This window comes from Streptacidiphilus sp. MAP5-3, assembly GCF_041262505.1.
GTDB lineage: Bacteria > Actinomycetota > Actinomycetes > Streptomycetales > Streptomycetaceae > Streptacidiphilus.
In genome coordinates this window covers 129,945-155,769 of the sequence record NZ_JBGCCL010000007.1, presented here as the reverse complement: position 1 = coordinate 155,769, position 25,825 = coordinate 129,945, and the positions used below count along the sequence as shown (strand labels likewise).

Sequence of the window (25,825 nt, the reverse complement as noted above, 5' to 3'; positions counted from 1 at the left end):
GCTCCGCTACGCCTCAGCTCGCCGCTCATCGGGCCACCGCCGAAGGCACGTTGTGGCGGACGTCGGAAGCGATCCGGCCGTCGACGATCCGGACAGTGCGGGTCGCGCAGCTCTCGGCCAGGCTCTCGTCGTGGGTGACCACCACGATGGTCTGCCCGTCGGCGTGCAGCTCGCGCAGCAGCGCCCTGACCTCCTCGCCGGAGGCGGAGTCCAGCGCCCCGGTCGGCTCGTCCGCCAGCAGCAGCGGCGGACGGTTCATCAGTGCCCGTGCCACCGCGACCCGCTGACGCTCGCCGCCGGACAGCCGTCCGGGGTAGACGCGGGCGTGCTTGGTGATGCCCAGGGTGTCCAGCAGTCCGTTGGCCCGTCGCCGTGCCTCGCCGCGGGCCACGCCGGTCATCTCGGCGGGCAGCACCACGTTGTCCAGCACGGTCAGGTCGTCGAGCAGGTTGAAGAACTGGAAGACCATGCCGATCCGGGTCCGGCGGTAGCGCGCCGCGCCGGTCTCGTCGAGCCGGTCGACGCGGACGCCCGCCACCGTGACGGTGCCGGAGTCGGGGCGGTCCAGACCGGCGACCATGTTGAGCAGGGTCGACTTGCCGCTGCCGGACGGACCCAGGATCGCCACCGCCTCGCCGGCCTCCACGGTCAGCGAGACGTCCCGCAGTGCGGCCGGTCCGTCCGCGAAGTGGCGGTTCACTCCGTCCATTTGGATCACAGGTCCGGTGCCGGTCATCGTCGTTTCCTCTCCCAAGTTCCGATGCGTGCGTGCTCGTCGCGACACCGGTAACGCTAGGGTTCGGTGATCATCGGCCTCATCGGTCGGCAGAGGCATTTCCGCTACCGCTCGAGGATGACCGTCCGCGCCGTCATCCTTCCGATGTAGTCCGGCAGGTGGGAGCAGGTCGCGTGAGGGAGCAGGTCGCGTGAGGGGGCAGAACAGCGTGGGGAGCAGTCTCAGCCGCTTCACTCGACCGGTCGGTGCCGCGCGCGCGCCTACCCTGCGCCGACGGATCGCCGACGGCGTGCTCGCCGTGGCCCTCGCCCTGATCGGCGTCCGGTACGCGCTCACCGCGCCGAACGTGCCGTCCACGCCGCCGGATCTGACGTTGCTCGCCGCCGCGGCGGCGCTGCCCCTGGCCTGGCGACGCCGCGCGCCGCTGGGCGCGCTCTGCGTCCAACTGGCGCTCTGCGTGGCGCTCCTGCTCCGCCACGCATATCCGGACGTGCTGCTCGCCGCCGCGCTCGGCACGCTGATCGCGCTGTACAGCGCCCTCGCCCACAGCCCCTACCGGCAGCTCACCTTCGCGTGCCTGCCACTCGCCGGCACGGTGCTGGTGCTGCTCTCCCCCCGCGTCAAGATGCCCCACCTGTCCAACGAAGTGGTGGGCGTGCTGCTTCTCTTCCCGGTTGTGGCCGCCGCGTTGGGCCACCGGCTGTGGGCCGGCCGAGTCGAGGAGAACCAACAGCGGCTGCGCGCCATGGAACTGGAGCGGATCGAGTCGCTGCGCCGCGCGGTCGAGCACGAACGCGCCCGCATCGCCCGCGAGTTGCACGACGTGGTCACCCACAACGTCAGCGTCATGGTGATCCAGGCCGGGGCCGCCCGGATGGTCGTCGAGAAGGATCCGGCGCTCGCCAAGCAGGCGCTGCTCGCGATCGAGAGCAGCGGCCGTGCCGCGATGACCGATCTGCGCCAGGTCATGGGCCTGCTGACGATGGAGAGTCCGGACGGCGGCGACACGGCGGACTCGGCACTCGCCGAGAAGCCCGAACTCGCGCCCCAGCCCGGCCTCGACGGCCTGGACGCGCTCGCCGGGCGGATCCGCCTCACCGGCATCGCCGTCGACCTCGCCGTCACCGGCGAACGGCGCCCGCTGTCTCCGGGCCTGGAACTGACCGCCTACCGCGTGGTCCAGGAGGCGCTGACCAACATGGTCAAGCACGCCGTCGGGGCCGGCGCGGACATCCACGTCGACTACGGGTCACGGGAGTTGACGGTGGACGTGGCCAACACCGAGGGCCGACCGGGCGCGGCGGCCGACACCGGCAGCGGCAAGGGCCTGGTCGGTCTGCGCGAACGCGTCGCCGTCCACGGCGGTACCCTGCACAACGGCCCGCGCCTGACCGGCGGTTACCGCGTCACGGCGACCATCCCGCTGGACACCCTCGATTCCCTGGCCACCCCGGACCTGCTGGAGGAACAGTGAGTGACGCCCTGCGCGTCGTCATCGCGGACGACCAGGCGCTGGTGCGCACCGGGTTCCGGATGATCCTGGCGTCCGAGGGGATCCAGGTCGCCGCCGAGGCGGAGAGCGGAACGGACGCGGTCGCCGCGGTGCGGCGGACCCTGCCGGACGTCGTCCTGATGGACATCCGCATGCCCGGGATGGACGGCCTGGAGGCGACCCGCCAGATCGTGTCGAGCGGAGTCCGCTCGACCGGCGGCGCGCATGCTCCCCGCGTGATCATCCTGACCACCTTCGACCTGGACCAGTACGTCTACGCGGCGCTCGGCGCGGGCGCGAGCGGCTTCCTGCTCAAGGACGCCAGCCCCGAGCACCTGGTCTCGGCGGTCCGCATGGTCCGCTCCGGCGACGCGCTGCTCGCGCCCGCCATCACCCGCCGCCTGGTCGCCCGCTTCGCCCGCCGCGACGACGTCCCCCTCCCGGTCGGCGGCCAGGACCCGGACACCCGCCACCGCAACCTCGCCACGCTGACCGCCCGCGAGTCCGAGGTGCTGCGCCTGATCGCCCGCGGACTCAGCAACGCCGAACTGGCCGCGCACCTGCACCTCTCCGAGGCCACGGTGAAGACCCACGTGGCCCGCATCCTCGGCAAGCTCGGCCTGCGCGACCGCGTCCAGGCCGTCGTCCTCGCCTACGAGACCGGTCTGATCACCCCTGGCCAGGGCGAGAGCGACTGATCGGTTCGGTCAGGATTCAAGAAGTCGGGTGTTCCCCGTCGTCGTTAGAGTGACAGCGATGGACGGACCGTCGCAGGGCCGAAGAGACGGAGACACGACAAGCATGGCCACCCGGACCAAGAAGACCAGCGCGGTCAACGACGCCGCCGCCGACAGCCACGAACTGATCCGTGTGGTCGGCGCGCGCGTCAACAATCTCAAGGACGTCAGCGTCGACCTCCCCAAGCGCAGGCTGACCGTCTTCACCGGGGTCTCCGGCTCGGGCAAGAGCTCGCTGGTCTTCGACACCATCGCCGCCGAGTCACAGCGACTGATCAACGAGACCTACTCGGCCTTCGTCCAGGGCTTCATGCCCACCCTCGCCCGGCCCGACGTCGACGTGCTGGAGGGTCTGACCACCGCGATCATCGTCGACCAGCAGCGGCTGGGCGCGGACCCCCGCTCCACCGTCGGCACCGCGACCGACGCCAACGCGATGCTGCGCATCCTCTTCAGCCGTCTCGGCAAGCCGCACATCGGCTCGCCCAAGGCGTACTCCTTCAACGTCCCCTCGATCAGCGGGGCCGGCGCGGTGACCGTCGAGCGCGGCGGGAAGCAGGTCAAGGAGCGGCGCAGCTTCAGCATCACCGGCGGCATGTGCCCGCGCTGCGAGGGGCGCGGCTCGGTCTCCGACATCGACCTCACCCAGCTCTTCGACGGCGCGAAGTCGCTCGCCGAGGGGGCGATCACCGTGCCCGGTTACAAGGCAGGCGGCTGGAACTACCGGCTCTACGCCTCCTCCGGCTTCTTCGACCCGGAGAAGCCGGTCGCCAAGTTCACCAAGAAGGAGCTGCAGGACTTCCTCTACCGGGAGCCGACCCGGATGAAGATCGAGGGCATCAACATGACCTACGAGGGTCTGGTGCCGAGGATCCAGAAGTCCATGCTGGCCAAGGACAAGGAGGCGATGCAGCCGCACATCCGGGCCTTCGTGGACCGCGCGGTCGCCTTCGCCACCTGCCCGGAGTGCGAGGGCACCCGGCTCGCCGCCCCGGCCCGGTCCTCGAAGATCGGCAAGGTCTCCATCGCCGACGCCTGCGCGATGCAGATCAGCGACCTGGCCGAGTGGGTCCGCGCCCTGGACGAGCCCTCGGTCGCGCCGCTGCTGACCGCGCTCCAGGAGGCGCTCGACTCGTTCGTGGAGATCGGCCTCGGCTACCTCTCCCTGGACCGCCCTTCCGGCACGCTCTCCGGCGGCGAGGCGCAGCGCGTCAAGATGATCCGCCACCTCGGCTCCTCGCTCACCGACGTCACCTACGTCTTCGACGAGCCCACCATCGGGCTACACCCGCACGACATCCAGAAGATGAACGAGCTGCTACTGCGGCTGCGCGACAAGGGCAACACGGTCCTGGTGGTCGAGCACAAGCCGGAGGCGATCACGATCGCCGACCACGTCGTCGACCTCGGTCCGGCGGCGGGGTCGGGCGGCGGGCAGGTCTGCTTCGAGGGCACCGTGGACGACCTGCGCAAGAGCGGCACCAGTACCGGCCGCCATCTGGACGACCGGTCCTCCGTCAAGAAGTCGGTCCGCACGCCCGAGGGCACCCTGGAGATCCGCGGCGCCTCGACGCACAACCTGCGGGACGTCGACGTGGACATCCCGCTGGGGGTGCTCGTCGTGGTCACGGGCGTGGCGGGCTCCGGCAAGAGCTCGCTGGTGCACGGCTCGCTGCCCAAGCAGCCGGGCATCGCCGAGGCGGGCGTGGTCTCGATCGACCAGGGCGCGATCCGCGGTTCGCGGCGCAGCAACCCGGCCACCTACACCGGGCTGCTGGACCCGATCCGCAGCGCCTTCGCCAAGGCGAACGGGGTCAAGCCGGCCCTGTTCAGCGCCAACTCCGAGGGCGCCTGCCCGACCTGCAACGGCGTCGGCGTCATTTACACCGACCTGGCGATGATGGCGGGCGTCTCCACGGTCTGCGAGGACTGCGAGGGCAAGCGCTTCGACGCCTCGGTGCTGGAGTACCACCTCGGCGGGCGCGACATCAGCGAGGTCCTCGCGATGTCGGTGGACGAGGCGGAGGCCTTCTTCGGCGACGGCGAGGCCCGCACCCCGGCCGCGCACCGCATCCTTACACGCCTCAAGGACGTCGGACTCGGCTATCTGACGCTGGGTCAGCCACTCACCACGCTCTCGGGCGGCGAGCGGCAGCGGCTCAAGCTGGCCACCCACATGTCCGAGAAGGGCGGCGTCTACATCCTCGACGAGCCCACCACCGGCCTCCACCTCGCCGACGTCGAGCAACTGCTGGGCCTGCTGGACCGGTTGGTGGACTCCGGCAAGTCGGTCATCGTCGTCGAGCACCACCAGGCGGTGATGGCCCACGCCGACTGGATCATCGACCTCGGCCCGGGCGCGGGCCACGACGGCGGCCGCATCGTCTTCGAGGGCACCCCGGCCGACCTCGTCTCCTCCCGCACCACCCTCACCGGGCAACACCTCGCGGAGTACGTGGGCGCGTGAGCCCCTCTGTCCCGTCCGCGCCGCGCAGCGGCGGCGCGGACGGAACCGTTCACTCCTCGCGGGCCGCGGAGGTCAGCGACATGTCCGCGTAGCGCTCGCCGGACACCTGACCCGCGATGGGCTCCAGCTCTGCCAGCTCCTCGGCGGTCAGGCGGATCCGGGTGGCACCGGCGTTCTCCAGCAGGCGGCTGCGCCTGCGCGTGCCCGGGATCGGAATCACCGTCAGACCGTGGACCTCGGACCGCTGGTGGAGCCAGGCGAGCGCGATCTGCGCGATGGTCGCGCCGCGTTCGGCGGCCATCGCGTGCAGCGGGGCGAGCAGCGCGGCGTTCGCCCTGGCGTTGTCCCCGCTGAAGCGCGGCATCGACTGGCGGAAGTCCCCGCCGCCGAGCTCCTTGGCGGCATCGCTGAACGCCCCGGTCAGAAAGCCGCGCCCGAGCGGCGAGTACGGCACGAAGGCGACCCCGAGCTCCGCGGCAGTGCCCACCACGCTGCGCTCGACGTCGCGACTGAAGAGCGACCACTCCGTCTGCACCGCGGTGATCGGGTGGACGGCGTGCGCTTCCCGCAGCTCCGCGCCGGTGACCTCGCTCAGCCCGAGGTGCTTCACCTTACCCGCACGCACCAGCTCGGCCATCGCGCCCACGGACTCGGCGAGCGGGACCGCGGGGTCACGACGGTGCATGTAGTAGAGGTCGATGACGTCGACGCCCAGTCGGCGCAGGCTCGCATCGACGGCCTGCCTGATGTAGGCGGGATCGTTGCGGATCGCGCGATACGCAGGGTCGTCCCGGCGGTACTCGATGCCGAACTTGGTGGCCACGGTGATCTCGTCGCGGTGCGCGGCGACGAACGACGCGAGGAACTCCTCATTGGCACCGATGCCGTACATGTCGGCGGTGTCGATCAGGGTGACGCCGGCCTCGACGGCCGCCTCCAGCGTGTCGCGGGCGGCGACGTCGTCCGTGTCGCCGTAGGCGGCGCTGATGCCCATGGCCCCGAAGCCCTGGGCACCGACAAGCGGGCCGCCCGTGCCCAGTTCGACCGTGCGGATCTTCTCGATGGTGCTGCTCATGATGACGTCCCCGCCCTTTCCTTTGCCCCGTGGGCGCTCACGTGACATGCCAATTTCTCGTCCAGTGCGACCAGCGCGTCCTGCAGTTCCGCAATGCGCGCCACGACGTCGCGCCGGGTCTGCTCCAGGACCTCCTGCCGCTCGTCGGCGGTCGTCTCCCCCTGCCGCGTCAGCTCCGCGAACCGGACCATCGCGGCGACCGACATCCCGGTCACCCTCAACTTGCCGATGAACGCCAGCCGTTCCAGGTCCCGTCGGTCGAACACCCGCTGCCCGGTGGCGGACCGCTGCACGTCGGGCAGCAACCCGATCTGCTCGTACCAGCGCAGCGTGTGCGCGGTGAGCCCGGTCAGCGCCGCCACCTGGCTGATGGTGTAGCGGTCCTGACCGTCCGTTCGCGGACGGGTGGGCCCAGCCGCTCCCCCGGCCGTGCAGGAGAGCAGCGGCGGGGGCGTCACGGGCGTGCTGTCGATCACCGTCATGCGGGTAAACCTAGAACGTTCGAGTGCACTCGAAGCAAACACCCGCCGCGGAAAATCCGTCAAAACAGTTGGCTGGGCGCCGTCGAGAACGGCCCCTTCCCGAAGCCCAGGGCGTGCTCGGGCGCGCGCCGGGCCCGAGCCCGGAGTGGGCCCCTTCCCAGCCACCTCCCGGGCCTGCAGCGGGTGCCCCAGGGCCTCGCCACAGGCGTCCTGACCTGGCCTTTTGCCCCCTCAGCTCCTAGGATCGACCTCTATCGAAAGGGGAGCAGAATGGACCGGTCCGTACGCACCATGGAGGACGTTCTCGCACTCTTGGACGGGTTGTTCACGTCCGGTTCCGAGGCCGACTGCTTGGCAACCGGCGACGGCCGGAGCTTCTGGGACCGCTTCTACACCGACCGGACCAGGCCCGTCCCGTTCTTTGCGGCAAAGCCTGACGAGAACCTGGCCGCCTACCTCGACCAGGGCCTGATCTCTCCCGGACGAGCCCTGGACCTGGGGTGCGGGCCCGGCCGTAACGCTCTCCATCTCGCGTCGAACGGCTTCCAGGTCGACGCTGTTGACCTCTCCCCCGTCGCGGTGGCGTGGGGGAAGGAACGCGCTGACCACGCCGGTGTCGACGTCGACTTCCGGTGCGGTGACGCTTTCGCCCTCACCGAGGGCGAGTTGAGCGGTCCGTACGACGTGGTGGTCGACTCGGGCTGCTTCCACCACCTGCCGCCACACCGCCGGGTCAGCTACCTGGCCCTGCTCGACCGCGTCCTGGCACCGGGCGGCCACCTCGCGCTGACCTGCTTCGCCTCCGGCGAGAACGGTATGGGGTCCGAACTCGCCGACGCCGACCTCTACCGCGAACGCACACTGCAGGGTGGCGTCGCCTACACACCGGAGTCGCTGCGCCGGATCTTCTCCGACCTGACAGAGGTCGAACTGCGCCGCATGAACGAAGAACCGCCCGAGTCGGAGCTCTTCGGCGTGCCGTTCTTGTGGACCGCGCTGTTCCGCCGGGACGCGTCGGCAGACGGCATTCGCCGCGTCCCCTGACGCGTCCCGGCGGGCGATCGATCAGCGCACGAGGTGCCGGGCGAAGAAGCGGACCGCGCTGTCGGCCTCGAACCTGGGCAGTTCCTTGTGCCGGCCCGAGTTCACGTGCAACGACTTCTCCGTCGAGGCGAAGGCGTCGAACAGCGCGAGGCCGTGCTCACGTGAGATGTGCTCGTCGTCCCACTGGAGGTCGAACTCGATGGGGATGGTGATCTGTTGCGCCTTCTCGGCCAGGACGTGGGGCCAGTGCTGGCCGAAGACCGCAGCGGTGATCCTGGGTTCGACCGCGACCAGCGGCACGCCGATAGCAGTGCCCATGTTGAGACCGAAATAGCCGACCGGCCCGTCGCTGCCGATCTCCGGAAGCTCGTGGAGCGCGTCCAGGGTCGCCTGCCACTCGGGCACGGCCTGCTCCGCCAGATAGGCGTTGTAGCGCACGACGACGGGGCCGACGGGCTCACCCGTCGCCATCGCCTGCTGCATGACGGCGATCTCCTCCTCGTCGTGCGCGGTCCGTGGGCGGTCGCCGTGTCCGGGCGCGTCGATGACCGCGACGTGGAAGCCGCAGGCGTCGACCAGGCGCTGAGCCCGGCCCGCCATCGCCGGATGCTTCTTGTGGTTGCCCCCGCCATGGCCCATCAGCACCAGGGGTGCGCGCTCGGCGCCGGAAACAGGGGACCAGAGCACGCCGGGGATCTCGCCGACGGTGAAGTCGCGCTCGACCATGCCGTTCGACGACGACTCGGCGGTGAACTGCAGGGAGTGCAGAGACTGCAGGGAGTGCTGGAGAGAGTACATAGGAGTCACCCTTCGGGAGTGCCTGAATGTCGAGGCGCTCCCGGCGATAGCTACGTCAGCCGCCCGACCGTGACGAAAGGGGGAGCACCCATACGGTTACCGCGTTCATGGGTCTCACCTCCTCGTCCGGTGTCCCGGTCGGCAGGAAGCTATCAGCCCGAGCTCTTTCGGCACACCCGTTTTTCCCCACGCGCCGTCCCGTGAGGGCGCAGGATAGGGCCATGACGCCGCCTTCCTTCGACGTGGACGAGTTCCTCGCGCAGCCGCTCACCGCTCGGATCGCCACCAACGGGCCGACGGTGCGGCCCGTTTGGTACCTCTGGGAGGACGGCGCGTTCTGGGTGTTGACCGGACCGTGGGCGCGGCTGATGCGGAGGGTCGAACGGGATCCCGCGGTGGCGCTGGTGGTGGACGAGTGCGACCTCGCCACTGGGCTGGTCCGGCAGGTGATCGCGCGCGGGCGGGCCGAGTTGGCGCCGTTCGACGTGCCGCGCGGGCGGCGCAAGCTCACGCGGTACCTCGGGGCGGACGAGTCACGCTGGGACGCACGCTTCCGCGCCTACCTCCACGACGACGCCGCCAGCCGTGGCACGACCTGGCTGTGCCTCCGGCCGACGGCACTGGTCGCCAACGACCTCACATACGAGACCGGCGACGTCGAGTCATGACCGACCACCGCTCGATCGACGTCGCCGGCATCCGCCTCGCCTACCAGGTCGCCGGGCCGATGCACGCTCCCCCGCTGGTGCTGCTGCACGGGCTCGGTGAGGGCGCGGCCGACTGGGGCGGCGTCCTGCCCGCCCTCGCACGCGACCGTCGCGTCCACGCCGTCGACCTGCGCGGACACGGGGACAGCGACTGGCCCGGCGACTACTCGCTGGAGCTGCTGCGGGACGACGTCCTCGGCTTCCTCGACGCGCTCGGGCTGGAGCGCGTCGACCTGGTCGGGCACTCGCTGGGCGGTGTGGTCGCGTACCTCGTCGCGGCGGAACAGCCGGGCCGGGTGGCCCGGCTGGTGCTGGAGGACGTGCCGCTGCCGCGTCCGCGCGTGCCCACGCCGCCGATCCGGCCGGAGGGGCCCCTGGCGTTCGACTGGCAGATGGTCCTGGCGCTGCGGAAACAGCTGGACACCCCGCCCGTCGACTGGCTGGAGCGGCTGGGCGCGATCACCGCGGCGACGCTGGTGCTCGTCGGAGGACCGGACAGCCACATCCCGCAGGACGGCGTCGCCGAACTGGCCCGCACGGTGCGGAACGGACGCCTCGTCACCATCCCTGCCGGACACCTGATTCACGCCACCGCACCGGAGGCGTTCCTCGCCGCAGTCCTGGACTTCCTGCCCGCGGCGGGATGACGTGCGGGCCGCGCGTCAGTCGGCCAGGTCGTGCTCGGCGAACGCGCCTCAGCGGCTCCGGCGGCGCGCGTTGCGGATGGCGCGGGCGGCGGCCGGGGGCAGCAGGTCCTTGGCGAGACGCTTGGCGCGGGCCGGAAGCGCAGCCGCCTCGGCCGCCTTCAGGCGACGGTCCCGCTCGGCCTCGGCCGTGCGCTCGGCCATGATGTGGTCGTGGAACCGGGAGGTGCGGAACGCCGGCGGCTTGAGCCCGGCCTTGTTGCGCAGCCGGATGATCCGGTTGCCGCGGATCTTCTCCTCGTACGCGGTCAGCTCCGGGTGCTCGGCGAGCTCCTTCAGCAGCAGGTCCTGAAGCGGCGTCGGGTCGCCCCAGGTGCCGTAGAACTTGTTGGCGGAGACCACGATCGGCAGCAGGTCCATGGTCGCCACCGCCTCCCAGACCGCCGCGCTGACGCCGGGCGTGTGCTCGGAACGGTAGTCGTCCAGCACCACGACGCCCTCGGGCGAGAGCGCCTCCTTGGCGAAGGCGATGTCGCCGATCACGTGCTCGTAGAGGTGCGAGGCGTCGATGTGCACGAACCGCGCGGACTTCGGCTCGGTGCGGCCGTCGGACATCACCGAGGTGGGCGCCTGGACGACGATCGGAAGCGCGTCGTGGAAGGCCAGGTAGTTGCTCTCGAATGCCTTGCGGGTGAGGGTGTCGCGGTAGGACGCCGCCATCTCGCCCGAGTTCGCCTCGTCCGGGGCGTCGGAGTCGAACAGGTCGCAGACCGTGAAGGTCTCACCCTCGCGGACGTAGTCCCCGAGCATGATCGCGCTGCGCCCGAGGTAGGCGCCCATCTCGATCAGGTCCCCGGGCGTCTCGGCCTTCTTCTGCTGTTCCAGGAACCAGACGAAGAGGTGTCGGTCCACGGCGAAGAACCAGCCACGCACGTCGTCCAGTGTGGCGGGTGGTGCCGACTGCGGTCCTGCGGTGCTCATGGGATCTCCGAGGAAGGCCGAACGTGAGAAGACTGCGGCCGAGGCTACGAGACACCGGCGGAAGGCTCAAGTGACCTTTGTCTCTTTGGCATAGTCTGCCCGGAGAACTCCTTGACTACGCGACACTGTGCACTGCACGGGCCCTCGACGGTCACCTTCCGGCCCTGTCGCCTTCACATCCCGGCTTCACATCCCGGCCCAGTGCCCATCCCGGCGCGGTGCCCGCGCGCCAAGACCCGGGTATCAGCCGGGGCCGGCCCGCTCGGGGGTTCGGGCCGGACCCGGCAGCTCAGTCGCCGCTCACGCACCGCCGTCGAGGACGGTGACGAGCGCGCCCTCTGCGTGCGGGCTCTGCAGCGGGGCGGTCAGGTGGACCACGTACGGGCCGTTGCCGCGGCAGCTGTCGATGGCCACGATCTCGTCGTCGATCCGGGCCCGGCAGGGGACGGGCACCGGGGCGGTGAGTGGCAGGTTCGAATTGCGCCAGTGGATCGGGTCGGTCGGGTGCGCGGTGCTGACCGGAGCCACGGCGGAGGCGAGCACGGGGTCCATGACCAGGCACGTTAGTGGCAGAGAGCCCCCTGTGGGGAGTCCTTCGATCAGGCTTTTTTGCGGACCTTTTCGCAGGTGGGACAGCATGTCCGTGCCACTTCGCACACCTCCTGAACGACGCTTTCCCGTCCGGGCCGACGGGGCAGGCAAGTTGACGGATCGACGGCTCGCTGGGCCCGGGAAACGGGGCAGAATCCGCTGCCCGCCACCGACGCCGCCACCGACGTCGTCGGGCCGGACGACCGGCCTTCGCCACGCTGAGCAATGACTGTGCGGCCGCGCACCAACTCCCGAGTGGGGCCGGGTAACCGCCCGGCGCAGCCGATCGGGTACGTTCGAACGACCACCCCGAGCAGTGGGGACAGGAAGGCGACGGACGCATTTCCTCCACGATGCGTTTGCCGGTTCTCCGCACCGACTGCTCGCTGAACTGCCGCTTTCCCGAGGTAAGGTGCCCGCGTGTCTCAGTCACCCCATCCCCAGATATCCCCCAGCGAGATGGATTCCCTGCGCGACGCAGCCCCCGTCGACGCCGACTTGCTGCAGCGGATCCGCGCCGCGCTGACCGCGCGCGAGAACGAGAGCGACGAGGAATCCGGCAACGCAGAGTGACAGAGTGACGCGCTGCGCGCCCCCAACGGGGGCGCGTAGCGCGTGAACAGAGCGTGACCCGGGTCACGTGAGCAAGGAGCCACGTGAGCAAGGACACGTGCCCGTCTGCCCTCACCTGGTGAAATGCCCCTTTTGGAGTGGCGGCTTCTTTGATACCCAGGAAGAAGACCCGAAGCACCACGCACACGCACCACCCAGGAAGTCCGGCATGACGCGCGACAACACCCCGAGCGACACGAGCCTCATATCCTTCGACGTCGACCTGACCCGTCAGGAGACACAGCGTCGAGCACTGGTCATGGACGCCCTCGGGCCCGCCTGGGACCCGGTCGCCGTGCTGCATGACGAGGACGCCGCCTACACGCTGCTCTACTCCGGCCTCGACGCCGAGCAGCAGCGAATCCACGACGAGCTGGTGGCCGCCGGTGTGCTGCCCGCACGGGAGCCCGGCCGTGCTGCCGATTGACCCGCACGCGGACCTGGGCCGCCGAGCCTGGGTACCGTGCCCCTCCTGCGACGACAGCCGCGACTGCGGTGACTGCGGCGCCGCCCGGACCTGCTCCGGCCACTGGCGCTACCTGCTGTCCAACACCGGCAGCCGCCTGCACCTCCAGTGCCCGAGCTGCACCCACGTCTGGGACCACGAGACCGGCTTCGGCGCGACCCGCTCGTAGGGTCCGTACGCCAGACGCTGTACATGACACGGAAGCTCACCCGTCCTTAAGCTCAATCGCAGCCTTCGGACACCTGCGCGCAAGGCGCGCGCCGATGATGGTTGACGACGCATCAGTAACATCGTCGTCCACCGGAGGCATGAGCTCATGACGGACAGTCAGAACGAGGGCCAGGGAGCCGAGTCAGCGCATTCCGGGCCGTCCGCGCAAGCCGGACCGTCGGCGCCGTCCGCGCCGTCGCGCAAGGGCGGGATCACCCGGCGGGGCCTGATCGCCGGGGCGTCCGCCGCCGGAGCCGCGGCGCTGATGGGCGCGGGCCGCGCCACAGGCCCGAAGGGGCCGACCGCCGCGCAGTCGCGCCTGATCGACAGCGCACTGGCGGCGTCGGCAACGAACGCCTCCCTCTCCGACATCAAGCACGTCGTGGTGCTGATGCAGGAGAACCGCTCCTTCGACCACTACTTCGGCACCCTGTCCGGCGTGCGCGGCTTCAGCGACCCGAACGTGCCGCAGCAGACCGTGGGCGGTCGCAGCTACCCGGTCTTCGACCAGTTCGGCTTCCAGCCGGGCACCGGCGCCTCCGCGTCCGGCTACCTCCAGCCGTTCCGGCTGCTCAGCGACCCGCCGCTGGAGGACGGCCAGACCACCAACGACATCGACCACAGCTGGGCCACGCAGCACCGCAGTTGGAACGGCGGAGCGATGGACTCCTTCGTCTCCGCGCACCTTTCGGCGGACGGCGCCACCAACGGCCCGGTCACCATGGGCTACTACACGCGCGACGACCTGTCGTTCTACTACGCGCTCGCGGACGCGTTCACCGTCTGCGACGGCTACCACTGCTCGGTGCTCGGCCCGACCGACCCCAACCGGCTGATGCTGATGTCCGCCTCGATCGACCCGGAGGGCACACAGGGCGGGCCGGTCGTCCAGACCTTCGGCAACCGGCTGGGCGAGTACGGCAAGCTCTCCTGGGAGACCATGCCGGAGCGGCTGCTCCAGGCCGGGGTGGACTGGAAGGTCTACAACGACCCGATCGGCCTGCTGGCACTCAGCCCGCTCCCCTACTTCAAGGCCTACAACGACCCGCTCTCCTCGACCGGCCGCGAGCTGATCTCCCGCGCGTTCACGCCGACCTACCCGGGCACGTTCCAGTCCGACGTCGCGGGCGGCACGCTGCCGTCCGTCTCCTGGATCATCCCGCCGGTCGCCGAGTGCGAGCATCCGGCCGCGCCGCCGCACTACGGCGAGTACTTCGTCCAGGAGGTGCTGGCGACGCTGGTCTCCAACCCGGACGTGTGGGCGCAGACCGCGGTCATCGTCGTCTACGACGAGAACGGCGGCTTCTTCGACCACGTCGTCCCGCCGACCGCGCCCGAGGGGACGCCCGGCGAGTGGCTGGCCACGCTCCCCTCGGCGGTCGGCGGCGTCAACGGCCCGGTCGGGCTGGGCTTCCGCACGCCCGCCCTGGTCATCTCGCCGTTCAGCGCGGGCGGTTTCGTCCACTCGGAGACGTTGGACCACACCTCGGTGCTGCGCTTCATCGAGACCCGCTTCGGCGTCGAGGTCCCCAACCTCACCGCCTGGCGGCGCGGCGTCACCGGCGACTTCACCGGCGCGTTCAACCTGAGCGCCGCGCCGACCACCGCGTTCCCCTCGCTCCCGCAGGTCTCGCTGGGCGACACCTCGGCGGCGGAGCAGGCGGTGCTCAACGCCCTGGCCGGGACGCTGGACGTCGGCATCCCCTACCCGCTGCCGAGCAGCAACTCCATGCCGACGCAGGAGACCACGCCCACCCGTCCGCAGGTCCCCTGACCGACCCACGCCAGACGCGTGCGGGGCATGCCCATATGGTTGGGCGTTCCCCGCACGCGTTCGACATCGGGCGCTTGGCCGGGAACGCATTCGCGATATATCGTAAGTCCGTCAGTCGCAGACGACCGAATGATCGCAGCGGAGCACGGGGAGATCTCATGGCAGCGGACAGTCAGCCCGTCGACAGGGCAGTCGGCAGGGCCGGGACCGACGTCGGAGCCCCTTCACTCAAGGCCTCGCACGCCGACCGCGACGCCGTGGTGGACCGGCTCCAGACCGCGGCGGGTGAAGGACGGCTGACCGCCGAGGAGCTCGACGATCGCGTCGAGGCCGCGCTCACCGCGCGCACCGTCGACGAACTGATCCCGCTGACCGCCGACCTTCCGCCTACGGACGCGTCGAACAGCGTCCCGGAGTTCCTCGCCCCGACGCCCGGCAGCACCGTGCGGATCGAGCAGAAGGGCAGTCAGGTCGTGCGCCGCGGAGCGTGGACCGTGCCGCAGCAGCTGGAGCTGCGCGCCCAGTGGTGCAAGGTTGTCCTCGACCTCACCGAGGCGCGGATCGACCACCCGACCCTGCACCTCGATCTCGACATGCGCGGCGGGTCGCTGATGCTGATCACCGACCCGGGCATCGAGGTCGACACGGACCAGGTCAAGTTCACCTTCGGCGGTCTCAAGGAACGCGGCCGACGCCGGTCCGGCCGGTCCAGGCGGGAGGAGACCCCGACGCGACTGCGGATCCATGTCACCGGCGAACTGCACCTCGGCAAGATCCTGGTGCAGCAGCGGCGCCGGACGCGCGGCGCCCAGGGTGCGGCGTAAAAGAGGGCCCAGGCGGGCCTACGTGAGGAAGTCGACGATGAAGGGCAACGTTCGCCGGAGCGGGCCCGCATCGACCGTGGCGGCGAGTTCGCCCAGGTAGTCACCGTGGTTTGCGGGCACGATGAGCAGGCGGGCCTGCGGGATGAGGGAGGCCAGGCGGAGGGCGTGGTCGACACGGATCACGTCCTGGTCGCCGGCCATGACGAGGGTCGGGGCCGTGATCGAGGCCACCAGGGCGTCGGGGAAATCCGTGAAGCCCGTCAGCATGAGCTCGCGGTCGAGGTGGAACATGCGCTCGGCGTGCGCGGGGTCGCCGCCGGCCTTGAAGTCCGCCTCGCGGTAGGGCTGGGGCATATCGGCGTAGCTGCTCGCCGCAAGCCCGTCCCAGAATCCGTCCACCATGCCGTCGCGGCGGAACGGCGTCGAGGCGACGACGAGTCGGCGGACGGCCTGCGGATGCCGGATCGCCATCTGCAGCCCGACCTGGCCACCGTTGCTGAACCCGAGCACGTCGAGCGGCTCCACAGAGAGCTCCCGCAGCAAGGCGGCGACGCCGTCCGCCGAAGCCTCGAACGATGCGGAGCGCTCCCCCGAACCGGTATGGCCGTGGCCCTGCAGCTCGACGGCGAGGATGCGCCGCGACGTCTCCAACGCCGGAATGAAGCGGCCCCAGTTGGAGTCGATCGTCGAGCCACCACCGTGCAGGAGCAGGAGGGGAGGCTGCGTTCCCTGGGATTCGCCGTGCCATTCGTAGTAGAGCGGCAGCTCTCCCGACGAGTATCCGTGCTCGATGCCCATGGCCGCGAGGGTAGCCGGGCCCACTGACAGTCCATCAGATCCCAGCGAGCTCGGCGCGGCCGTCCGATCGGGCCTTGAGCTGGGCGAACCTGGCAGATCCGGGCTACCGCCCAACGGCGGCAGCCCGGATGACGGAACCGGTGATCAGGGCAGGCAGGACGTGTGGGCGAGGGCCTGCTTGAGCAGGGCCCCCTGGCCGCCCTCCATCTCCTGCTGGACCAGCGGGGAGGCGGCCTCCTCGGGGGTGAACCAGACCAGGTCCAGCGCGTCCTGCCGCGGTCGGCAGTCCCCCGCGACCGGCACCACGTACGCGAGCGCGACGGCGTGCTGCCGTGGGTCGTGGTACGGCGTTATCCCCATCGTCGGGAAGTACTCCGCCACCGTGAACGGCTGGAGCGAGGCCGGGATGCGTGGCAGCGCCACCGGCCCGAGGTCCTTCTCCAGATGCCGCAGGAGCGCGTCGCGGACGCGCTCGTGGTAGAGCACGCGGCCGGAGACCAACGTGCGGGAGACGTTGCCGTCCGCGCCCATCCGGAGCAGCAGTCCGATGTGGGTCACCTCGCCGCCCTCGTCGACGCGGACGGGCACCGCGTTGACGTAGAGCACGGGCATCTGGGCCCGCGCGAGTTCGAGGTCGTCGACCTCGAGCCAACCGGGCGTCGTCTCGGTGGTGTCAGCCATCTCAGCCATTGCCTGATCTTATGGTGTGCCACCCCTTCCGCGCAGGTACCTCCCTGGCGCGTCCTCAGCGCGTCCTCAGCGCGTCGACCGTGACTGGAGCGCAGACCTCAGGCCGTCTGCGCGAAGGCGCGCCGGTACTCGGCGGGTGCGACGCCGACCGCGCGCCGGAAGTGGTGGCGCAGCATCGCCGCGGTGGCGAAGCCGCAGGCTCGGGCGATCTCCTCGATCGTCAACTCCGAGCGCTCCAGCAGCCGTCGGGCGTGCAGCACGCGTTGGGCGGAGAGCCAGCGGTGCGGCGTGGTGCCGGTCTCGGCGACGAAGCGGCGTGCGAAGGTGCGTTCGGACATGTGCGCCCGACGGGCCAGTTCCGCCACTGAGTGCTCGCGGTCGAGCCGCTCGCTCAGCCAGGAGAGCAGCGGCTCCAGACTGTCGGCGCAGTGCTCGGGAACCGGCTGGACGATGAACTGCCGCTGCCCGCCGTCACGTTGGGGCGGGACGACCATCCGCCTGGCGATCGCCGTGGCCGCCTCCGAGCCGATCTCGCGGCGGACCAGGTGCAGCGCGGCGTCGATTCCGGCGGCGGTTCCGGCACTGGTGATGATGTCGCCGTCGTCGACGTAGAGCACGTCCCGGTCCAGCTTGGCGTCAGGGAAGCGGGCGGCGAACTCGTCGGCATGGCGCCAGTGGGTGGTGCAGCGCCGGCCGTCAAGCAACCCTGCCGCGGCGAGGGCGAACGCGCCGCTGCAGACCGTCAGCAGCTGCGCGCCGCGCTCGTGCGACTCGCGCAGGGCGTCGAGCAGTTCGGGCGGGTAGGGGTCGCGTATGGCGAACGCGGGCAGGGCGACCAGGTCGGCGTCGACCAGCGCGTCGAACCCGAAGGGGGCGGTCATCGTCCCGCCGAAGGAGGTCCGGACGACGCGATCGGGCGTCGGGGAGCAGACGCGGAAGTCGAAGGGAGGCACGCCGTCCTCGGTCCGGTCGATGCCGAAGACCTCGCACACCACCCCGAACTCGAACGTCGCGAAGTCGTCGATCAGGGGCACCGCAACCGTACGCAGCATGCCGCACAGCCTACGCTCTTTCTGGCAGGATCTCGATGCACCTGGTCTCTCCTGCCACTGGTGGCAGAATCTCGCTGAGCGCAGTCTGGATGCCATGGAGATTCTGATCCTGCTCGCTGCCATGGCACTTGTCCTGCTCGGCCTGGAGCGCAACTCCCGCCGGGCCCGACGCGGCTTCCCCGTCGCCGCCTCGACGTTCACCACCGACGACCACCGCGACCGCGACGCGGAACGCGTCCGCGACGAGCTCCGGGCACGCACGCCGGAGCGGGCCTGAGTCCGCAGGTCCACCAGCGCAATTGCCCACAGCCTGCTCGAAATTCGCACGCGGCATATCGGTACAAGACGGCCGATACGGTGAATAATCTACTTATCCCGAGCTAACGCGAGGAAGTGAGTGGGATGTCTGACCTTGGACATCGCGCTCCCGACATCACCGGCCATCCCGATGTGGCCGAGATGCGAGAGCGGTACGCAAAGCTGGACGCCCGCCGCGAGGCGGTCGCCATCGACGGGCTGGTGCTGCTGACGGGGATCTACGCAGCCATCTCCCCCTGGGTTGTCCACTTCCGGGCGAGCAACATCGACCTCTCCGTGAACAACCTGATCATCGGCCTCGTCCTGGCCGCCTTCGGCCTCGGTCTCACCACGGCCGGCGACCGGATGTACCGACTGACCTGGACCTGCGCCGTGATCGGCGTCTGGATGATCATCTCTCCGTGGGTCGTCACCCTCGGCCACCACCCGACAACCGGAATGATCTGGAACAACGTGCTGATCGGCGCCGTCGCCTGCCTCCTCGGATTCGGAGCCGTGGGCCTCATCCTGGGCGGACGCGGCATGCGCATGCGCCGCTGACGCTCCCGTTCAGGACCCCGAACCCGCCCACTGACGACCCGCGACTCCGACCCGTTCGACGGCCGCGGGCCGTCGCGTGCCCTGCCCCGCACGCTGCCCCGGGTCACTCTCCACGCCACGCGCCACGCCGTGGAGTTCGCGCCGGAAAACGCCGGGCGCGACGCCGTACTCCCGCTTGAACGCCTTGCCGAAGGCGAACTCGCTCCCGTATCCCGCCCGGGCAGCGACCGCGCTCAGCGGCGACTCCGCGTCCTCGCGCAACTGTGCCGCCGCCCGCGTCATCCGCCACCGGGTCAGGTACGCCAGCGGCGGCTCGCCGACCATCGTGCTGAACCGCCGCGCGAACGCCGCCCGGGAGAGCCCGGCCTGGTCGGCGAGCGACTGCACGGTCCACGCCTCCGCCGGATCCCCGTGCATCGCGGCAAGTGCGGGGGCGACCGCCGGATCACTCAGCGCCGCCAGCCATCCACTGCGCTCCTGCGCGGGCTGCTCGTCCAGCCAGGCGCGCAGGATGTAGAGCAGCAGCGCGTCGATCAGCGCGGAGACGATCCCGTCGGTACCGGGGCGCGGGCGCTCCAACTCCGCGGAGAGCAGCTGGACCGCGCTGCTCAGTTCGGGATGCCGCCCCGGACGGGCGGGCAGGTGGATCACCTCGGGGAACTGGGCCAGCAGCGGGTGCGGACGGGCCTGGTCCAGGTGGTAGTTGCCGCACAGCAGGCTGGTCTCCGCGCCCGATCCGCCGAGCCGCATCCGGCCGATCGGGTACCGGGAGCGGGCCTCGGCCGCACCGGCTACTCCCGCCGTATCAGCCGGATCCGCCGAGTCGGCCCCCGCCTCGAAGTCCCCCGGGGCCGGGGTCACCGACTCGCTCTCCGGACGGTCCGCGAGGACGTGCGCCGAACCGCTGCGCAGGAAGACGACGTCGCCCGGAGCGAGCGCGAGCGGCGGGTGGCTCCGCCCGGCGTCCTGCACCGGGAGCAGCCAGCACGTGCCGTGCAGCACCACATGGAATCCCGCGCCCGCCACCGGCGGCAGCTTCAGCGCCCAGGGCGCGCGTCCGTCGGTGCGGACGGAGGCGGGCCGGGCCGTCCGCATCAGGGACAGCGCGTCGCTCAGGATGTCCATGGCTCGCCGCTCCTCCTCTCGATGACGCCGTCTCACGCTCGGACGGTCACCTGGTCAAACGGTCGGACGGTCGGCTGCTCAAACGGTCAGCACGATCTTGCCCTGGACATGCCCGGTCTCCAACAGCTCGTGCGCCTTGTCGGCGTCCGCCAGGTCGAAGGTCTGCTGCACGAACGGGCGGATCCGACCGGCGTCGACCAGTGCGGCGATCGCCTCCAGCGAGGCGTAGTCGGGCTCGACCGAGACCCCGGCGAAGACCCGACCAGCAGCCTGGACGCGTTCGATCAGCTCACGATCGCTGTGCTCCAGGATGCTGACCAGGACGCCGCCCGGCCGCAGCACCTGGAGCGAACGGTCGCCCTGCGCGGTCGAGTCGAAGACGACGTCGACCGGGTGGTCACGCAGCACCTCGGTGAAGTCGGCGCTGCGGTAATCGATCAGCTGGTCCGCGCCGAGCCCCCGCAGGAACGCGCTCCGCGACTCGCTCGCGATCGCGATCACGTGCGCGCCACGGGCCTTGGCGATCTGCACCGCGAGGTGACCGACTCCCCCGGCCGCCCGGTGCACCAGCACCCGCTGGCCCTCGCCCACCTCGGCCAGGTCGACCAGTCCCTGCCACGCGGTGAGCGCGGCCAGCGGCAGCGCGGCGGCGTGGACGTGGTCGACGCTCGTCGGCTTGCGCGCCAACTGCCGTGAGGGAGCGGCGACGTACTCCGCGTAGCCGGTCGCGGCGCGGGGGAAGAACGGCATCCCGTACACCTCCTCACCGACCGCGTAGCGGGCGCCCGGTCCGGCCTCGACCACCTCGCCGGAGATGTCCCAGCCGACCCCGAACGGCGGTTCGCCGAGCAGCGGGAAGGCCCCGGAGCGGACCGCCACGTCCACCGGGTTCAGCGCACTGGCCCGGACCCGGACCAGCACCTCACCGGACAACGGCTTGGGCCGCTCCGTCTCGACCACCTGAAGGACCTCGGGACCACCGAAGGACTGCTGAAGCACTGCACGCATGACGTTCTCCCGGTTCCGAACGGATTCACTTCGCTCGCTCTCTGCGACGGGATCCACGTTAGGGAGCCGGGGCGAGACGATGAATGGCCTGCAGTCTCCTCTGCATGTCCGATCGTCTCGCCCGACGGTGTTTCCGGGCTCAGCTCGTGCTTCAGCCGATCCTGTCTCAGCCGAGCTGCGGCATCACCTGGTCGGCGATCAGGGCCAGGTGGTCGAGATCGTGCAGGTCGAGGATCTGCAGGTAGATGCGGCTGCTGCCGGTCTCCGCGTAGCGGCCGATCTTCTCGACGACCTCGGCCGCGGTGCCCGCCAGGCCGTGCTCCCGCAGCTCGGCTGGTTCACGGCCGATCGCCGCCGCGCGGCGCGCCACCTCGGCGTCGTCCCGGCCGACGCAGGCGACCAGCGCGTTGCTGTAGACCATCGAGTCGGCCGCCCGGCCCTGCTGCTGCACGGCCTCGCGGACGTGTTGGATCCGCTCGGCCGTGTCCTCCACCGAGACGAAGGGCAGGTTGAACTCGTCGGCGGACCGCGCCGCCAGTTCCGGCGTCCGGCGCGGGCCCAGCCCGCCGACCAGCACCGGGATCCGCTCCTGGGTGGGCTTGGGCAGCGCGGGGCAGTCCTTGAGCTGGTAGTAGCGGCCCTCGAAGTCGAAGGTCTCACCGAGCGCCGTGCGCCACAGCCCGGTGACGATCGCGAGCTGCTCCTCCAGCCTGCCGAGCTTGGCCGCCGGGAAGGGGATGCCGTATGCGGTGTGCTCCGCCTCGAACCAGCCGGAGCCCAGGCCCAACTCCACCCGGCCGCCGCTCATCTGGTCGACCTGCGCGACCTGGATCGCCAGCACGCCGGGCAGCCGGAAGGTCGCCGCGGTCATCAGCGTCCCGAGCCGGATCCGCGACGTCTCGCGGGCCAGCCCCGCCAGCGTCGTCCAGGCGTCGGTTGGCCCGGGCAGGCCGTCGCCGCCCATCGCCAGGTAGTGGTCGGAGCGGAAGAACGCGTCGTAGCCCAGGTCCTCGGTGGCCTTGGCCACGCGCAACAGCGTGTCGTAACTGGCCCCTTGCTGGGGCTCGGTGAAGATGCGCAGATCCATGCGGGCCACGTTACGCGAGTACCCGGGCCGGTTCGGGCACCGACTTTTGTCAGACCCCCTCGCTACGGTCGAGGCATGAAGGCTTCCGGGAGGGCGGACCCGAGCGCGGTCGGCAGCAGTGGCGCGTGGCGCTGCACAGGTGCCGGGTGGGACACCGACGGGCCGGTGCTGGGCTGGTGGTTGCCCATAGCCGGTGAGCGGCACAGTCCGCTGGCCCTCGGCGGGCCGCTGGCGTTCACCGTGGGGGGATCGCGTCGCTGCGTCGGGCTGCTGCGCAACGGTCGGCGGATGGCCTGCCCACACCGCGCCGAGCTGTCGGGGACGGCGCACGGGGAGCTGTGCCCGGACTGCACCGCGGTCGACCGGCGGCACTCCGTGGCCGCGGACACGGCCTTCGACGATCCGCGGTTGTACCGGCTCTACCTGGCGTGGTTCGGGACGGGATGCATCAAGGTCGGCATCACGGCGCAGGCGCGCGGCGCACGTCGGCTGACGGGGCAGGGCGCGCTGGCCCATCTCTGGCTCGGTGAGGGGCCGTTGCCTGCGGTGCGGAGGGCGGAGATCGCGCTCGGCTCGGCCTTCGGCATCCCGGACCGGGTGAGCACGGCGCGCAAGCGTGCCGAGCGGGCATCGGCCGTCGCCGTCCCACCGAAAGAGGTCGAGGCCGAGCTGGAGGCCGTGCGCGCACAGCTCCACGCCGGGACCGCCTGGCCGGAGACGCTGCACCGGCTGCAGGCCCTGACGGTGGATCACCGTCCGTCGTACGGGCTCGACATGGCCGAACCACCGGATCCGGAGGCGGAGATCCCGCTGCTCGCCCCGGGCGAGACCGTGGCCGGAACGCTCGACGCGGTCGTCGGCACGGACGCGTACCTGCGGGCGGCGCGGGGTTCGCCGGCCTCGGGCACCTCGCTGCTGCTCAGCCTGCGGCTGCTGGCGGGATGGGAGCTCGCCCGGGCCGCTCCGGACGCCGCCACGACCGCACCCACGCAACGTCTGGCCAGACCGCGGGAGCCGCTGCCCACCCTCTTCGACTGACGCGGGGTCGGCGCGGACCGTCGGCGCGGGGCGTCGGCGCGAAGCCGGACGGCCCCGGAGCACCGCGCGCGGGCGCGGCGATCCGGGGCCGTCCGAAGGGTGATCAGGCGGAGACGACCGCGTGGACCTGGCCCAGCAGGGCGGTCAGCTGGGCGGCGACCTCGGCGTCGTCGACCGGGTGGGTCTCGGCGAAGCGGGTGACCGAGCCGGGGATGGAGAGCTTGACGTCCTCGAGGACGTTCGCGCCCGCGACACCGACCGCCTTGCGGGCCGCGTCCTGCGCCCACACGCCGCCGTACTGGCCGAAGGCGGTGCCGAGGACGGCGACCGGCTTGCCGGAGATCGGGCTGGCGCCGTAGGGGCGGGACAGCCAGTCGATGGCGTTCTTCAGCACGGCCGGCATGGTGCCGTTGTACTCCGGCGAGAAGAACAGGACGGCGTCGGCCTCGGCGACGGCCTCGCGCAGCTCGGTGGCGATGGCCGGGACGGTGCCCTCGACGTCGATGTCCTCGTTGTAGAACGGGAGCTCGCCCAGGCCGTCGAGGATGGCGACCTCGCTGCCGGTCGGCGCCAGCTTCACGGCCGCCTCAGCGAGCTGGCGGTTGGTGGAGCCGGCGCGGAGGCTGCCGACCAGGGCGACGATACGGACGGACATGGATGCTCCCAACAGACAGACCGTGCACCGGGCAGGGCACGGAAGTTCTTACGGACCAGGTTTTGCGGACCGTGGTCCGGTTCCAGTGAAACACATGAAACGGACCACGGTCCAGTTAGCCCCGGAGCGGGGTACGCTGGCCGCATGACGTCGCCCTCCGAGCGCCCCGCCCCCGTGCACCCCACGGCAGGCGCGAGGTCGCTCCCTGTGCTGCCGGTCCTGCTCGACGGTGAACCCGTCGAACCTGTCGAGCGCGTCGAGCGCGCGGACGCCGCGCGTAACCGCGCCAAGCTCCTCGACGCCGCGTCCTCGCTGATCCGGGACCACGGGGCCGAGCACCTGACCATGGAAGGCGTCGCCTCCGCTGCCAACGTGGGCAAGGGCACGGTCTTCCGCCGCTTCGGCGACCGGGCCGGCCTGCTCTTCGCCGTGATCGACAAGAGCGAGAAGGAACTCCAGCAGTCCTTCCTCTTCGGACCGCCGCCGGTCGGCCCCGGCGCACCTCCGGTCGAGCGCCTCGAGGCCTTCGGCGTGGCAGCCCTGCGCCACCTGCGCTGCAACATGAACCTCTACGTCGAGGCGGACCGGAGCGCGGACCGCCGCTACACCAGCCCGGCCCGCGTGGTCCGCGAACGCCACATCACCCTGCTGCTCCGTCGGGCGGGCGTCGCCGGCGACCTGGAACTGCTGAGCAACACGCTGCTGAACTTCCTCGACCCGATGGCCACCGAGCACCTGCTGGTCAACCGCGGCCGCACCCTCCCCGACCTGGAGGACGGCTGGCGCGACCTGGTCAGGCGGGTCACCCGCCCCGCCTGACGCGTCGCCTGAGCTGCGTCCTGCACCGTCTCCTGAGCTGTCGTCAGGCGGCGGCCGTCATGCGCCATGCATCAGGCGCCCGGCGTGCTCCTACCTGGGGAGGGCCGCCAGCGGGTGCGGGTTCTGGTACTGATGCAGCTGCCACACGTGCACCCAGTCGACGAGCATCGTGTCCGGAACGGGTGTGGCCGAGCTGGTGTTGTCGAGGATCAGGTACTGGGGCGCGCCACTGTTGGCGAACGCCTCGCTCCCCACCGGGAAGCCGTCGTAGGAGAAGGTGACGGTCTGTGCGGAGGGGTCCCAGTAGGCCGAGTAGGTGTGCCAGCCGGGACCGATGTCCGTGCACTGGCCGGGGCCCCCGGTGATCTGGTGGACGTGGAAGCACAACTGCCCCGCCAGACCCTCCATGACGTCGATCTCGCCGTCCGCGGGATAGTTCTGGCCGTCGGACCAGAAGGCCGGCCAGCCGGAGATGGTGGTGCCCCCCGGGGTGTAGATGCGAGCCTCCATCAGCGCCGGGCCGGTGAACTCGAACCCGCCGAACGCCCGACCGTCATGCGGGTTGGTGGAGACGAGAGCGCCGTGCGTGGCCGTGAGCCTGAGCGCGAGGTGGCCGTCGGACACGCTGACGTTGCGGGAGTCGTAACCCTGGGCCTCCTCGCTGTTCACCGGGCCGGTGATGCCGGTGCCGAACCAACCGGGCCGCCAGAGGCCGGTGTCGAGACTGCCACCCTCGAACTCGTCGTCGAAGATGAGGGACCAGTCGTCGCCACCTCGGAGCGACCGCGCCACCCTCCCCGCCATGGTCACCGCGTGGTTCGACGCCGCATAGGTCGACTCAGCCTGGATCGACGCCCCGTAGCTCGACACCACATGGCTCGACCTTGCGCGGTTCGACACCACGTGACCCGACGCCGCATGGTTCGACGTCAGTACGTTCGACGCCATGACAGCCAGCAGCGGCAACACTGCTGCGGCACACAGGGCGGTCAGGCGCTTCCGTTTCATGGATGACCTCGGCTCCTCACGTCGGTACTCCCCGGCCGACTCAACGC

General features: G+C 70.8%; 29 protein-coding genes. 15 read left to right on the top strand and 14 right to left on the bottom strand.

Annotated features, from left to right (window positions below):
• Positions 1-25: 25 nt before the first annotated feature.
• Positions 26-709: an ABC transporter ATP-binding protein gene (locus ABH928_RS13790; RefSeq protein WP_370065834.1), complete on the bottom strand. Its 684-nt coding sequence runs from the start codon at positions 707-709 to the stop codon at positions 26-28.
• A 217-nt stretch (positions 710-926) separates the two neighbouring features.
• Here ABH928_RS13790 and ABH928_RS13785 point away from each other — a divergent pair, with 217 nt between their 5' ends.
• The 3 genes from ABH928_RS13785 (at position 927) to ABH928_RS13775 (ending at position 5,432) form a co-directional block, all read left to right on the top strand.
• Complete coding sequence (locus ABH928_RS13785; protein ID WP_370065832.1) at positions 927-2,210, top strand: sensor histidine kinase; 1,284 nt, start codon at positions 927-929, stop codon at positions 2,208-2,210.
• Complete coding sequence (locus tag ABH928_RS13780; protein ID WP_370065830.1) at positions 2,207-2,926, top strand: response regulator; 720 nt, start codon at positions 2,207-2,209, stop codon at positions 2,924-2,926. The genes ABH928_RS13785 and ABH928_RS13780 overlap by 4 nt, the downstream gene beginning before the upstream one ends.
• Positions 2,927-3,029: 103 nt before the next feature.
• Positions 3,030-5,432, top strand: coding sequence for an ATP-binding cassette domain-containing protein (locus ABH928_RS13775; RefSeq protein ID WP_370065828.1), 2,403 nt, complete (start codon positions 3,030-3,032; stop codon positions 5,430-5,432).
• Between the two features lie 49 nt (positions 5,433-5,481).
• Here the strand turns inward: ABH928_RS13775 and ABH928_RS13770 are convergent, their stop codons facing one another.
• Positions 5,482-6,507 carry an aldo/keto reductase gene (locus ABH928_RS13770; RefSeq protein ID WP_370065826.1) on the bottom strand — a complete coding sequence of 342 codons (1,026 nt, stop codon included), beginning with the start codon at positions 6,505-6,507 and terminating at the stop codon, positions 5,482-5,484.
• Entirely contained in the window at positions 6,504-6,989 is a 486-nt protein-coding gene (locus tag ABH928_RS13765; protein WP_370065824.1) for a MerR family transcriptional regulator, read from the bottom strand. Before ABH928_RS13765 ends, ABH928_RS13770 begins: the two co-directional genes overlap by 4 nt.
• Positions 6,990-7,259: 270 nt before the next feature.
• Here ABH928_RS13765 and ABH928_RS13760 point away from each other — a divergent pair, with 270 nt between their 5' ends.
• The gene (locus ABH928_RS13760) at positions 7,260-8,033 is read left to right on the top strand and encodes a class I SAM-dependent methyltransferase (RefSeq protein WP_370065822.1); all 774 of its coding nucleotides are present in this window, start codon (positions 7,260-7,262) and stop codon (positions 8,031-8,033) included.
• 21 nt (positions 8,034-8,054) lie between these two features.
• Here ABH928_RS13760 and ABH928_RS13755 read toward each other — a convergent pair whose 3' ends face one another.
• Positions 8,055-8,801 carry an alpha/beta hydrolase family protein gene (locus ABH928_RS13755; RefSeq protein ID WP_370066096.1) on the bottom strand — a complete coding sequence of 249 codons (747 nt, stop codon included), beginning with the start codon at positions 8,799-8,801 and terminating at the stop codon, positions 8,055-8,057.
• 251 nt (positions 8,802-9,052) lie between these two features.
• Between ABH928_RS13755 and ABH928_RS13750 the strand changes: the two genes are divergently transcribed.
• The gene (locus ABH928_RS13750) at positions 9,053-9,499 is read left to right on the top strand and encodes a pyridoxamine 5'-phosphate oxidase family protein (protein WP_370065820.1); all 447 of its coding nucleotides are present in this window, start codon (positions 9,053-9,055) and stop codon (positions 9,497-9,499) included.
• On the top strand, positions 9,496-10,185 hold the full coding sequence (locus ABH928_RS13745; RefSeq protein ID WP_370065818.1) for an alpha/beta fold hydrolase: 690 nt from the start codon (positions 9,496-9,498) through the stop codon (positions 10,183-10,185). Before ABH928_RS13750 ends, ABH928_RS13745 begins: the two co-directional genes overlap by 4 nt.
• Before the next feature lie 48 nt (positions 10,186-10,233).
• Here ABH928_RS13745 and ABH928_RS13740 read toward each other — a convergent pair whose 3' ends face one another.
• Positions 10,234-11,163, bottom strand: a complete 930-nt coding sequence (locus tag ABH928_RS13740; RefSeq protein ID WP_370065816.1) for a class I SAM-dependent methyltransferase — start codon at positions 11,161-11,163, stop codon at positions 10,234-10,236.
• A 300-nt stretch (positions 11,164-11,463) separates the two neighbouring features.
• Positions 11,464-11,715: a hypothetical protein gene (locus tag ABH928_RS13735; RefSeq protein WP_370065814.1), complete on the bottom strand. Its 252-nt coding sequence runs from the start codon at positions 11,713-11,715 to the stop codon at positions 11,464-11,466.
• Between the two features lie 459 nt (positions 11,716-12,174).
• Here ABH928_RS13735 and ABH928_RS13730 point away from each other — a divergent pair, with 459 nt between their 5' ends.
• From ABH928_RS13730 to ABH928_RS13710, 5 genes are all read left to right on the top strand, one after another.
• The gene (locus ABH928_RS13730) at positions 12,175-12,327 is read left to right on the top strand and encodes a hypothetical protein (protein ID WP_370065812.1); all 153 of its coding nucleotides are present in this window, start codon (positions 12,175-12,177) and stop codon (positions 12,325-12,327) included.
• Positions 12,328-12,535: 208 nt separating this feature from the next.
• Positions 12,536-12,793, top strand: a complete 258-nt coding sequence (locus ABH928_RS13725; RefSeq protein WP_370065810.1) for a DUF6400 family protein — start codon at positions 12,536-12,538, stop codon at positions 12,791-12,793.
• Complete coding sequence (locus ABH928_RS13720) at positions 12,780-13,001, top strand: hypothetical protein (RefSeq protein WP_370065808.1); 222 nt, start codon at positions 12,780-12,782, stop codon at positions 12,999-13,001. Before ABH928_RS13725 ends, ABH928_RS13720 begins: the two co-directional genes overlap by 14 nt.
• A gap of 147 nt (positions 13,002-13,148) precedes the next feature.
• Entirely contained in the window at positions 13,149-14,816 is a 1,668-nt protein-coding gene (locus ABH928_RS13715) for a phospholipase C (RefSeq protein ID WP_370065806.1), read from the top strand.
• A gap of 158 nt (positions 14,817-14,974) precedes the next feature.
• Positions 14,975-15,640 carry a DUF1707 domain-containing protein gene (locus ABH928_RS13710; RefSeq protein WP_370065804.1) on the top strand — a complete coding sequence of 222 codons (666 nt, stop codon included), beginning with the start codon at positions 14,975-14,977 and terminating at the stop codon, positions 15,638-15,640.
• A gap of 18 nt (positions 15,641-15,658) precedes the next feature.
• Here the strand turns inward: ABH928_RS13710 and ABH928_RS13705 are convergent, their stop codons facing one another.
• The 3 genes from ABH928_RS13705 to ABH928_RS13695 form a co-directional block, all read right to left on the bottom strand.
• Complete coding sequence (locus ABH928_RS13705; protein WP_370065803.1) at positions 15,659-16,438, bottom strand: alpha/beta fold hydrolase; 780 nt, start codon at positions 16,436-16,438, stop codon at positions 15,659-15,661.
• Positions 16,439-16,582: 144 nt separating this feature from the next.
• Positions 16,583-17,119, bottom strand: coding sequence for an NUDIX hydrolase family protein (locus ABH928_RS13700; protein ID WP_370066094.1), 537 nt, complete (start codon positions 17,117-17,119; stop codon positions 16,583-16,585).
• A gap of 107 nt (positions 17,120-17,226) precedes the next feature.
• A complete protein-coding gene (locus tag ABH928_RS13695) occupies positions 17,227-18,180 on the bottom strand; it encodes a helix-turn-helix domain-containing protein (protein WP_370065801.1) in 954 nt (317 codons plus the stop codon).
• Between the two features lie 94 nt (positions 18,181-18,274).
• Here ABH928_RS13695 and ABH928_RS13690 point away from each other — a divergent pair, with 94 nt between their 5' ends.
• Both ABH928_RS13690 and ABH928_RS13685 read left to right on the top strand, forming a co-directional pair.
• Positions 18,275-18,457 carry a hypothetical protein gene (locus tag ABH928_RS13690; RefSeq protein WP_370065799.1) on the top strand — a complete coding sequence of 61 codons (183 nt, stop codon included), beginning with the start codon at positions 18,275-18,277 and terminating at the stop codon, positions 18,455-18,457.
• Between the two features lie 125 nt (positions 18,458-18,582).
• Positions 18,583-19,038 (top strand): SPW repeat protein, encoded by a 456-nt coding sequence (locus ABH928_RS13685; RefSeq protein ID WP_370065797.1) that lies wholly within the window; start codon positions 18,583-18,585, stop codon positions 19,036-19,038.
• A 9-nt stretch (positions 19,039-19,047) separates the two neighbouring features.
• Here the strand turns inward: ABH928_RS13685 and ABH928_RS13680 are convergent, their stop codons facing one another.
• From ABH928_RS13680 to ABH928_RS13670, 3 genes are all read right to left on the bottom strand, one after another.
• Positions 19,048-20,163 (bottom strand): AraC family transcriptional regulator, encoded by a 1,116-nt coding sequence (locus tag ABH928_RS13680; protein WP_370065795.1) that lies wholly within the window; start codon positions 20,161-20,163, stop codon positions 19,048-19,050.
• 78 nt (positions 20,164-20,241) lie between these two features.
• A complete protein-coding gene (locus tag ABH928_RS13675; RefSeq protein WP_370065793.1) occupies positions 20,242-21,171 on the bottom strand; it encodes an NADP-dependent oxidoreductase in 930 nt (309 codons plus the stop codon).
• A 166-nt stretch (positions 21,172-21,337) separates the two neighbouring features.
• Positions 21,338-22,258, bottom strand: coding sequence for an LLM class F420-dependent oxidoreductase (locus ABH928_RS13670; protein ID WP_370065791.1), 921 nt, complete (start codon positions 22,256-22,258; stop codon positions 21,338-21,340).
• Between the two features lie 75 nt (positions 22,259-22,333).
• Here ABH928_RS13670 and ABH928_RS13665 point away from each other — a divergent pair, with 75 nt between their 5' ends.
• Positions 22,334-23,296 (top strand): DUF2797 domain-containing protein, encoded by a 963-nt coding sequence (locus ABH928_RS13665; RefSeq protein WP_370065789.1) that lies wholly within the window; start codon positions 22,334-22,336, stop codon positions 23,294-23,296.
• A 103-nt stretch (positions 23,297-23,399) separates the two neighbouring features.
• Here the strand turns inward: ABH928_RS13665 and ABH928_RS13660 are convergent, their stop codons facing one another.
• Positions 23,400-23,951, bottom strand: coding sequence for an NADPH-dependent FMN reductase (locus ABH928_RS13660; RefSeq protein ID WP_370065787.1), 552 nt, complete (start codon positions 23,949-23,951; stop codon positions 23,400-23,402).
• Positions 23,952-24,095: 144 nt separating this feature from the next.
• Between ABH928_RS13660 and ABH928_RS13655 the strand changes: the two genes are divergently transcribed.
• Complete coding sequence (locus tag ABH928_RS13655) at positions 24,096-24,770, top strand: TetR/AcrR family transcriptional regulator (RefSeq protein WP_370065785.1); 675 nt, start codon at positions 24,096-24,098, stop codon at positions 24,768-24,770.
• A gap of 90 nt (positions 24,771-24,860) precedes the next feature.
• Here ABH928_RS13655 and ABH928_RS13650 read toward each other — a convergent pair whose 3' ends face one another.
• Positions 24,861-25,778 (bottom strand): hypothetical protein, encoded by a 918-nt coding sequence (locus ABH928_RS13650; protein WP_370065783.1) that lies wholly within the window; start codon positions 25,776-25,778, stop codon positions 24,861-24,863.
• Positions 25,779-25,825: the final 47 nt, after the last annotated feature.

Coding starts and splice junctions, on each gene's coding strand:
- ABH928_RS13790 (WP_370065834.1), bottom strand. CDS start 709: ATGGACGGAGTGAACCGCCACTTCGCGGACGGACCGGCCGCACTGCGG.
- ABH928_RS13775 (WP_370065828.1), top strand. CDS start 3,030: ATGGCCACCCGGACCAAGAAGACCAGCGCGGTCAACGACGCCGCCGCC.
- ABH928_RS13770 (WP_370065826.1), bottom strand. CDS start 6,507: ATGAGCAGCACCATCGAGAAGATCCGCACGGTCGAACTGGGCACGGGC.
- ABH928_RS13765 (WP_370065824.1), bottom strand. CDS start 6,989: ATGACGGTGATCGACAGCACGCCCGTGACGCCCCCGCCGCTGCTCTCC.
- ABH928_RS13760 (WP_370065822.1), top strand. CDS start 7,260: ATGGACCGGTCCGTACGCACCATGGAGGACGTTCTCGCACTCTTGGAC.
- ABH928_RS13750 (WP_370065820.1), top strand. CDS start 9,053: ATGACGCCGCCTTCCTTCGACGTGGACGAGTTCCTCGCGCAGCCGCTC.
- ABH928_RS13745 (WP_370065818.1), top strand. CDS start 9,496: ATGACCGACCACCGCTCGATCGACGTCGCCGGCATCCGCCTCGCCTAC.
- ABH928_RS13740 (WP_370065816.1), bottom strand. CDS start 11,163: ATGAGCACCGCAGGACCGCAGTCGGCACCACCCGCCACACTGGACGAC.
- ABH928_RS13735 (WP_370065814.1), bottom strand. CDS start 11,715: ATGGACCCCGTGCTCGCCTCCGCCGTGGCTCCGGTCAGCACCGCGCAC.
- ABH928_RS13725 (WP_370065810.1), top strand. CDS start 12,536: ATGACGCGCGACAACACCCCGAGCGACACGAGCCTCATATCCTTCGAC.
- ABH928_RS13715 (WP_370065806.1), top strand. CDS start 13,149: ATGACGGACAGTCAGAACGAGGGCCAGGGAGCCGAGTCAGCGCATTCC.
- ABH928_RS13710 (WP_370065804.1), top strand. CDS start 14,975: ATGGCAGCGGACAGTCAGCCCGTCGACAGGGCAGTCGGCAGGGCCGGG.
- ABH928_RS13705 (WP_370065803.1), bottom strand. CDS start 16,438: ATGGGCATCGAGCACGGATACTCGTCGGGAGAGCTGCCGCTCTACTAC.
- ABH928_RS13700 (WP_370066094.1), bottom strand. CDS start 17,119: ATGGCTGACACCACCGAGACGACGCCCGGTTGGCTCGAGGTCGACGAC.
- ABH928_RS13695 (WP_370065801.1), bottom strand. CDS start 18,180: ATGCTGCGTACGGTTGCGGTGCCCCTGATCGACGACTTCGCGACGTTC.
- ABH928_RS13690 (WP_370065799.1), top strand. CDS start 18,275: ATGGAGATTCTGATCCTGCTCGCTGCCATGGCACTTGTCCTGCTCGGC.
- ABH928_RS13685 (WP_370065797.1), top strand. CDS start 18,583: ATGTCTGACCTTGGACATCGCGCTCCCGACATCACCGGCCATCCCGAT.
- ABH928_RS13680 (WP_370065795.1), bottom strand. CDS start 20,163: ATGGACATCCTGAGCGACGCGCTGTCCCTGATGCGGACGGCCCGGCCC.
- ABH928_RS13675 (WP_370065793.1), bottom strand. CDS start 21,171: ATGCGTGCAGTGCTTCAGCAGTCCTTCGGTGGTCCCGAGGTCCTTCAG.
- ABH928_RS13670 (WP_370065791.1), bottom strand. CDS start 22,258: ATGGATCTGCGCATCTTCACCGAGCCCCAGCAAGGGGCCAGTTACGAC.
- ABH928_RS13665 (WP_370065789.1), top strand. CDS start 22,334: ATGAAGGCTTCCGGGAGGGCGGACCCGAGCGCGGTCGGCAGCAGTGGC.
- ABH928_RS13660 (WP_370065787.1), bottom strand. CDS start 23,951: ATGTCCGTCCGTATCGTCGCCCTGGTCGGCAGCCTCCGCGCCGGCTCC.
- ABH928_RS13655 (WP_370065785.1), top strand. CDS start 24,096: ATGACGTCGCCCTCCGAGCGCCCCGCCCCCGTGCACCCCACGGCAGGC.
- ABH928_RS13650 (WP_370065783.1), bottom strand. CDS start 25,778: ATGAAACGGAAGCGCCTGACCGCCCTGTGTGCCGCAGCAGTGTTGCCG.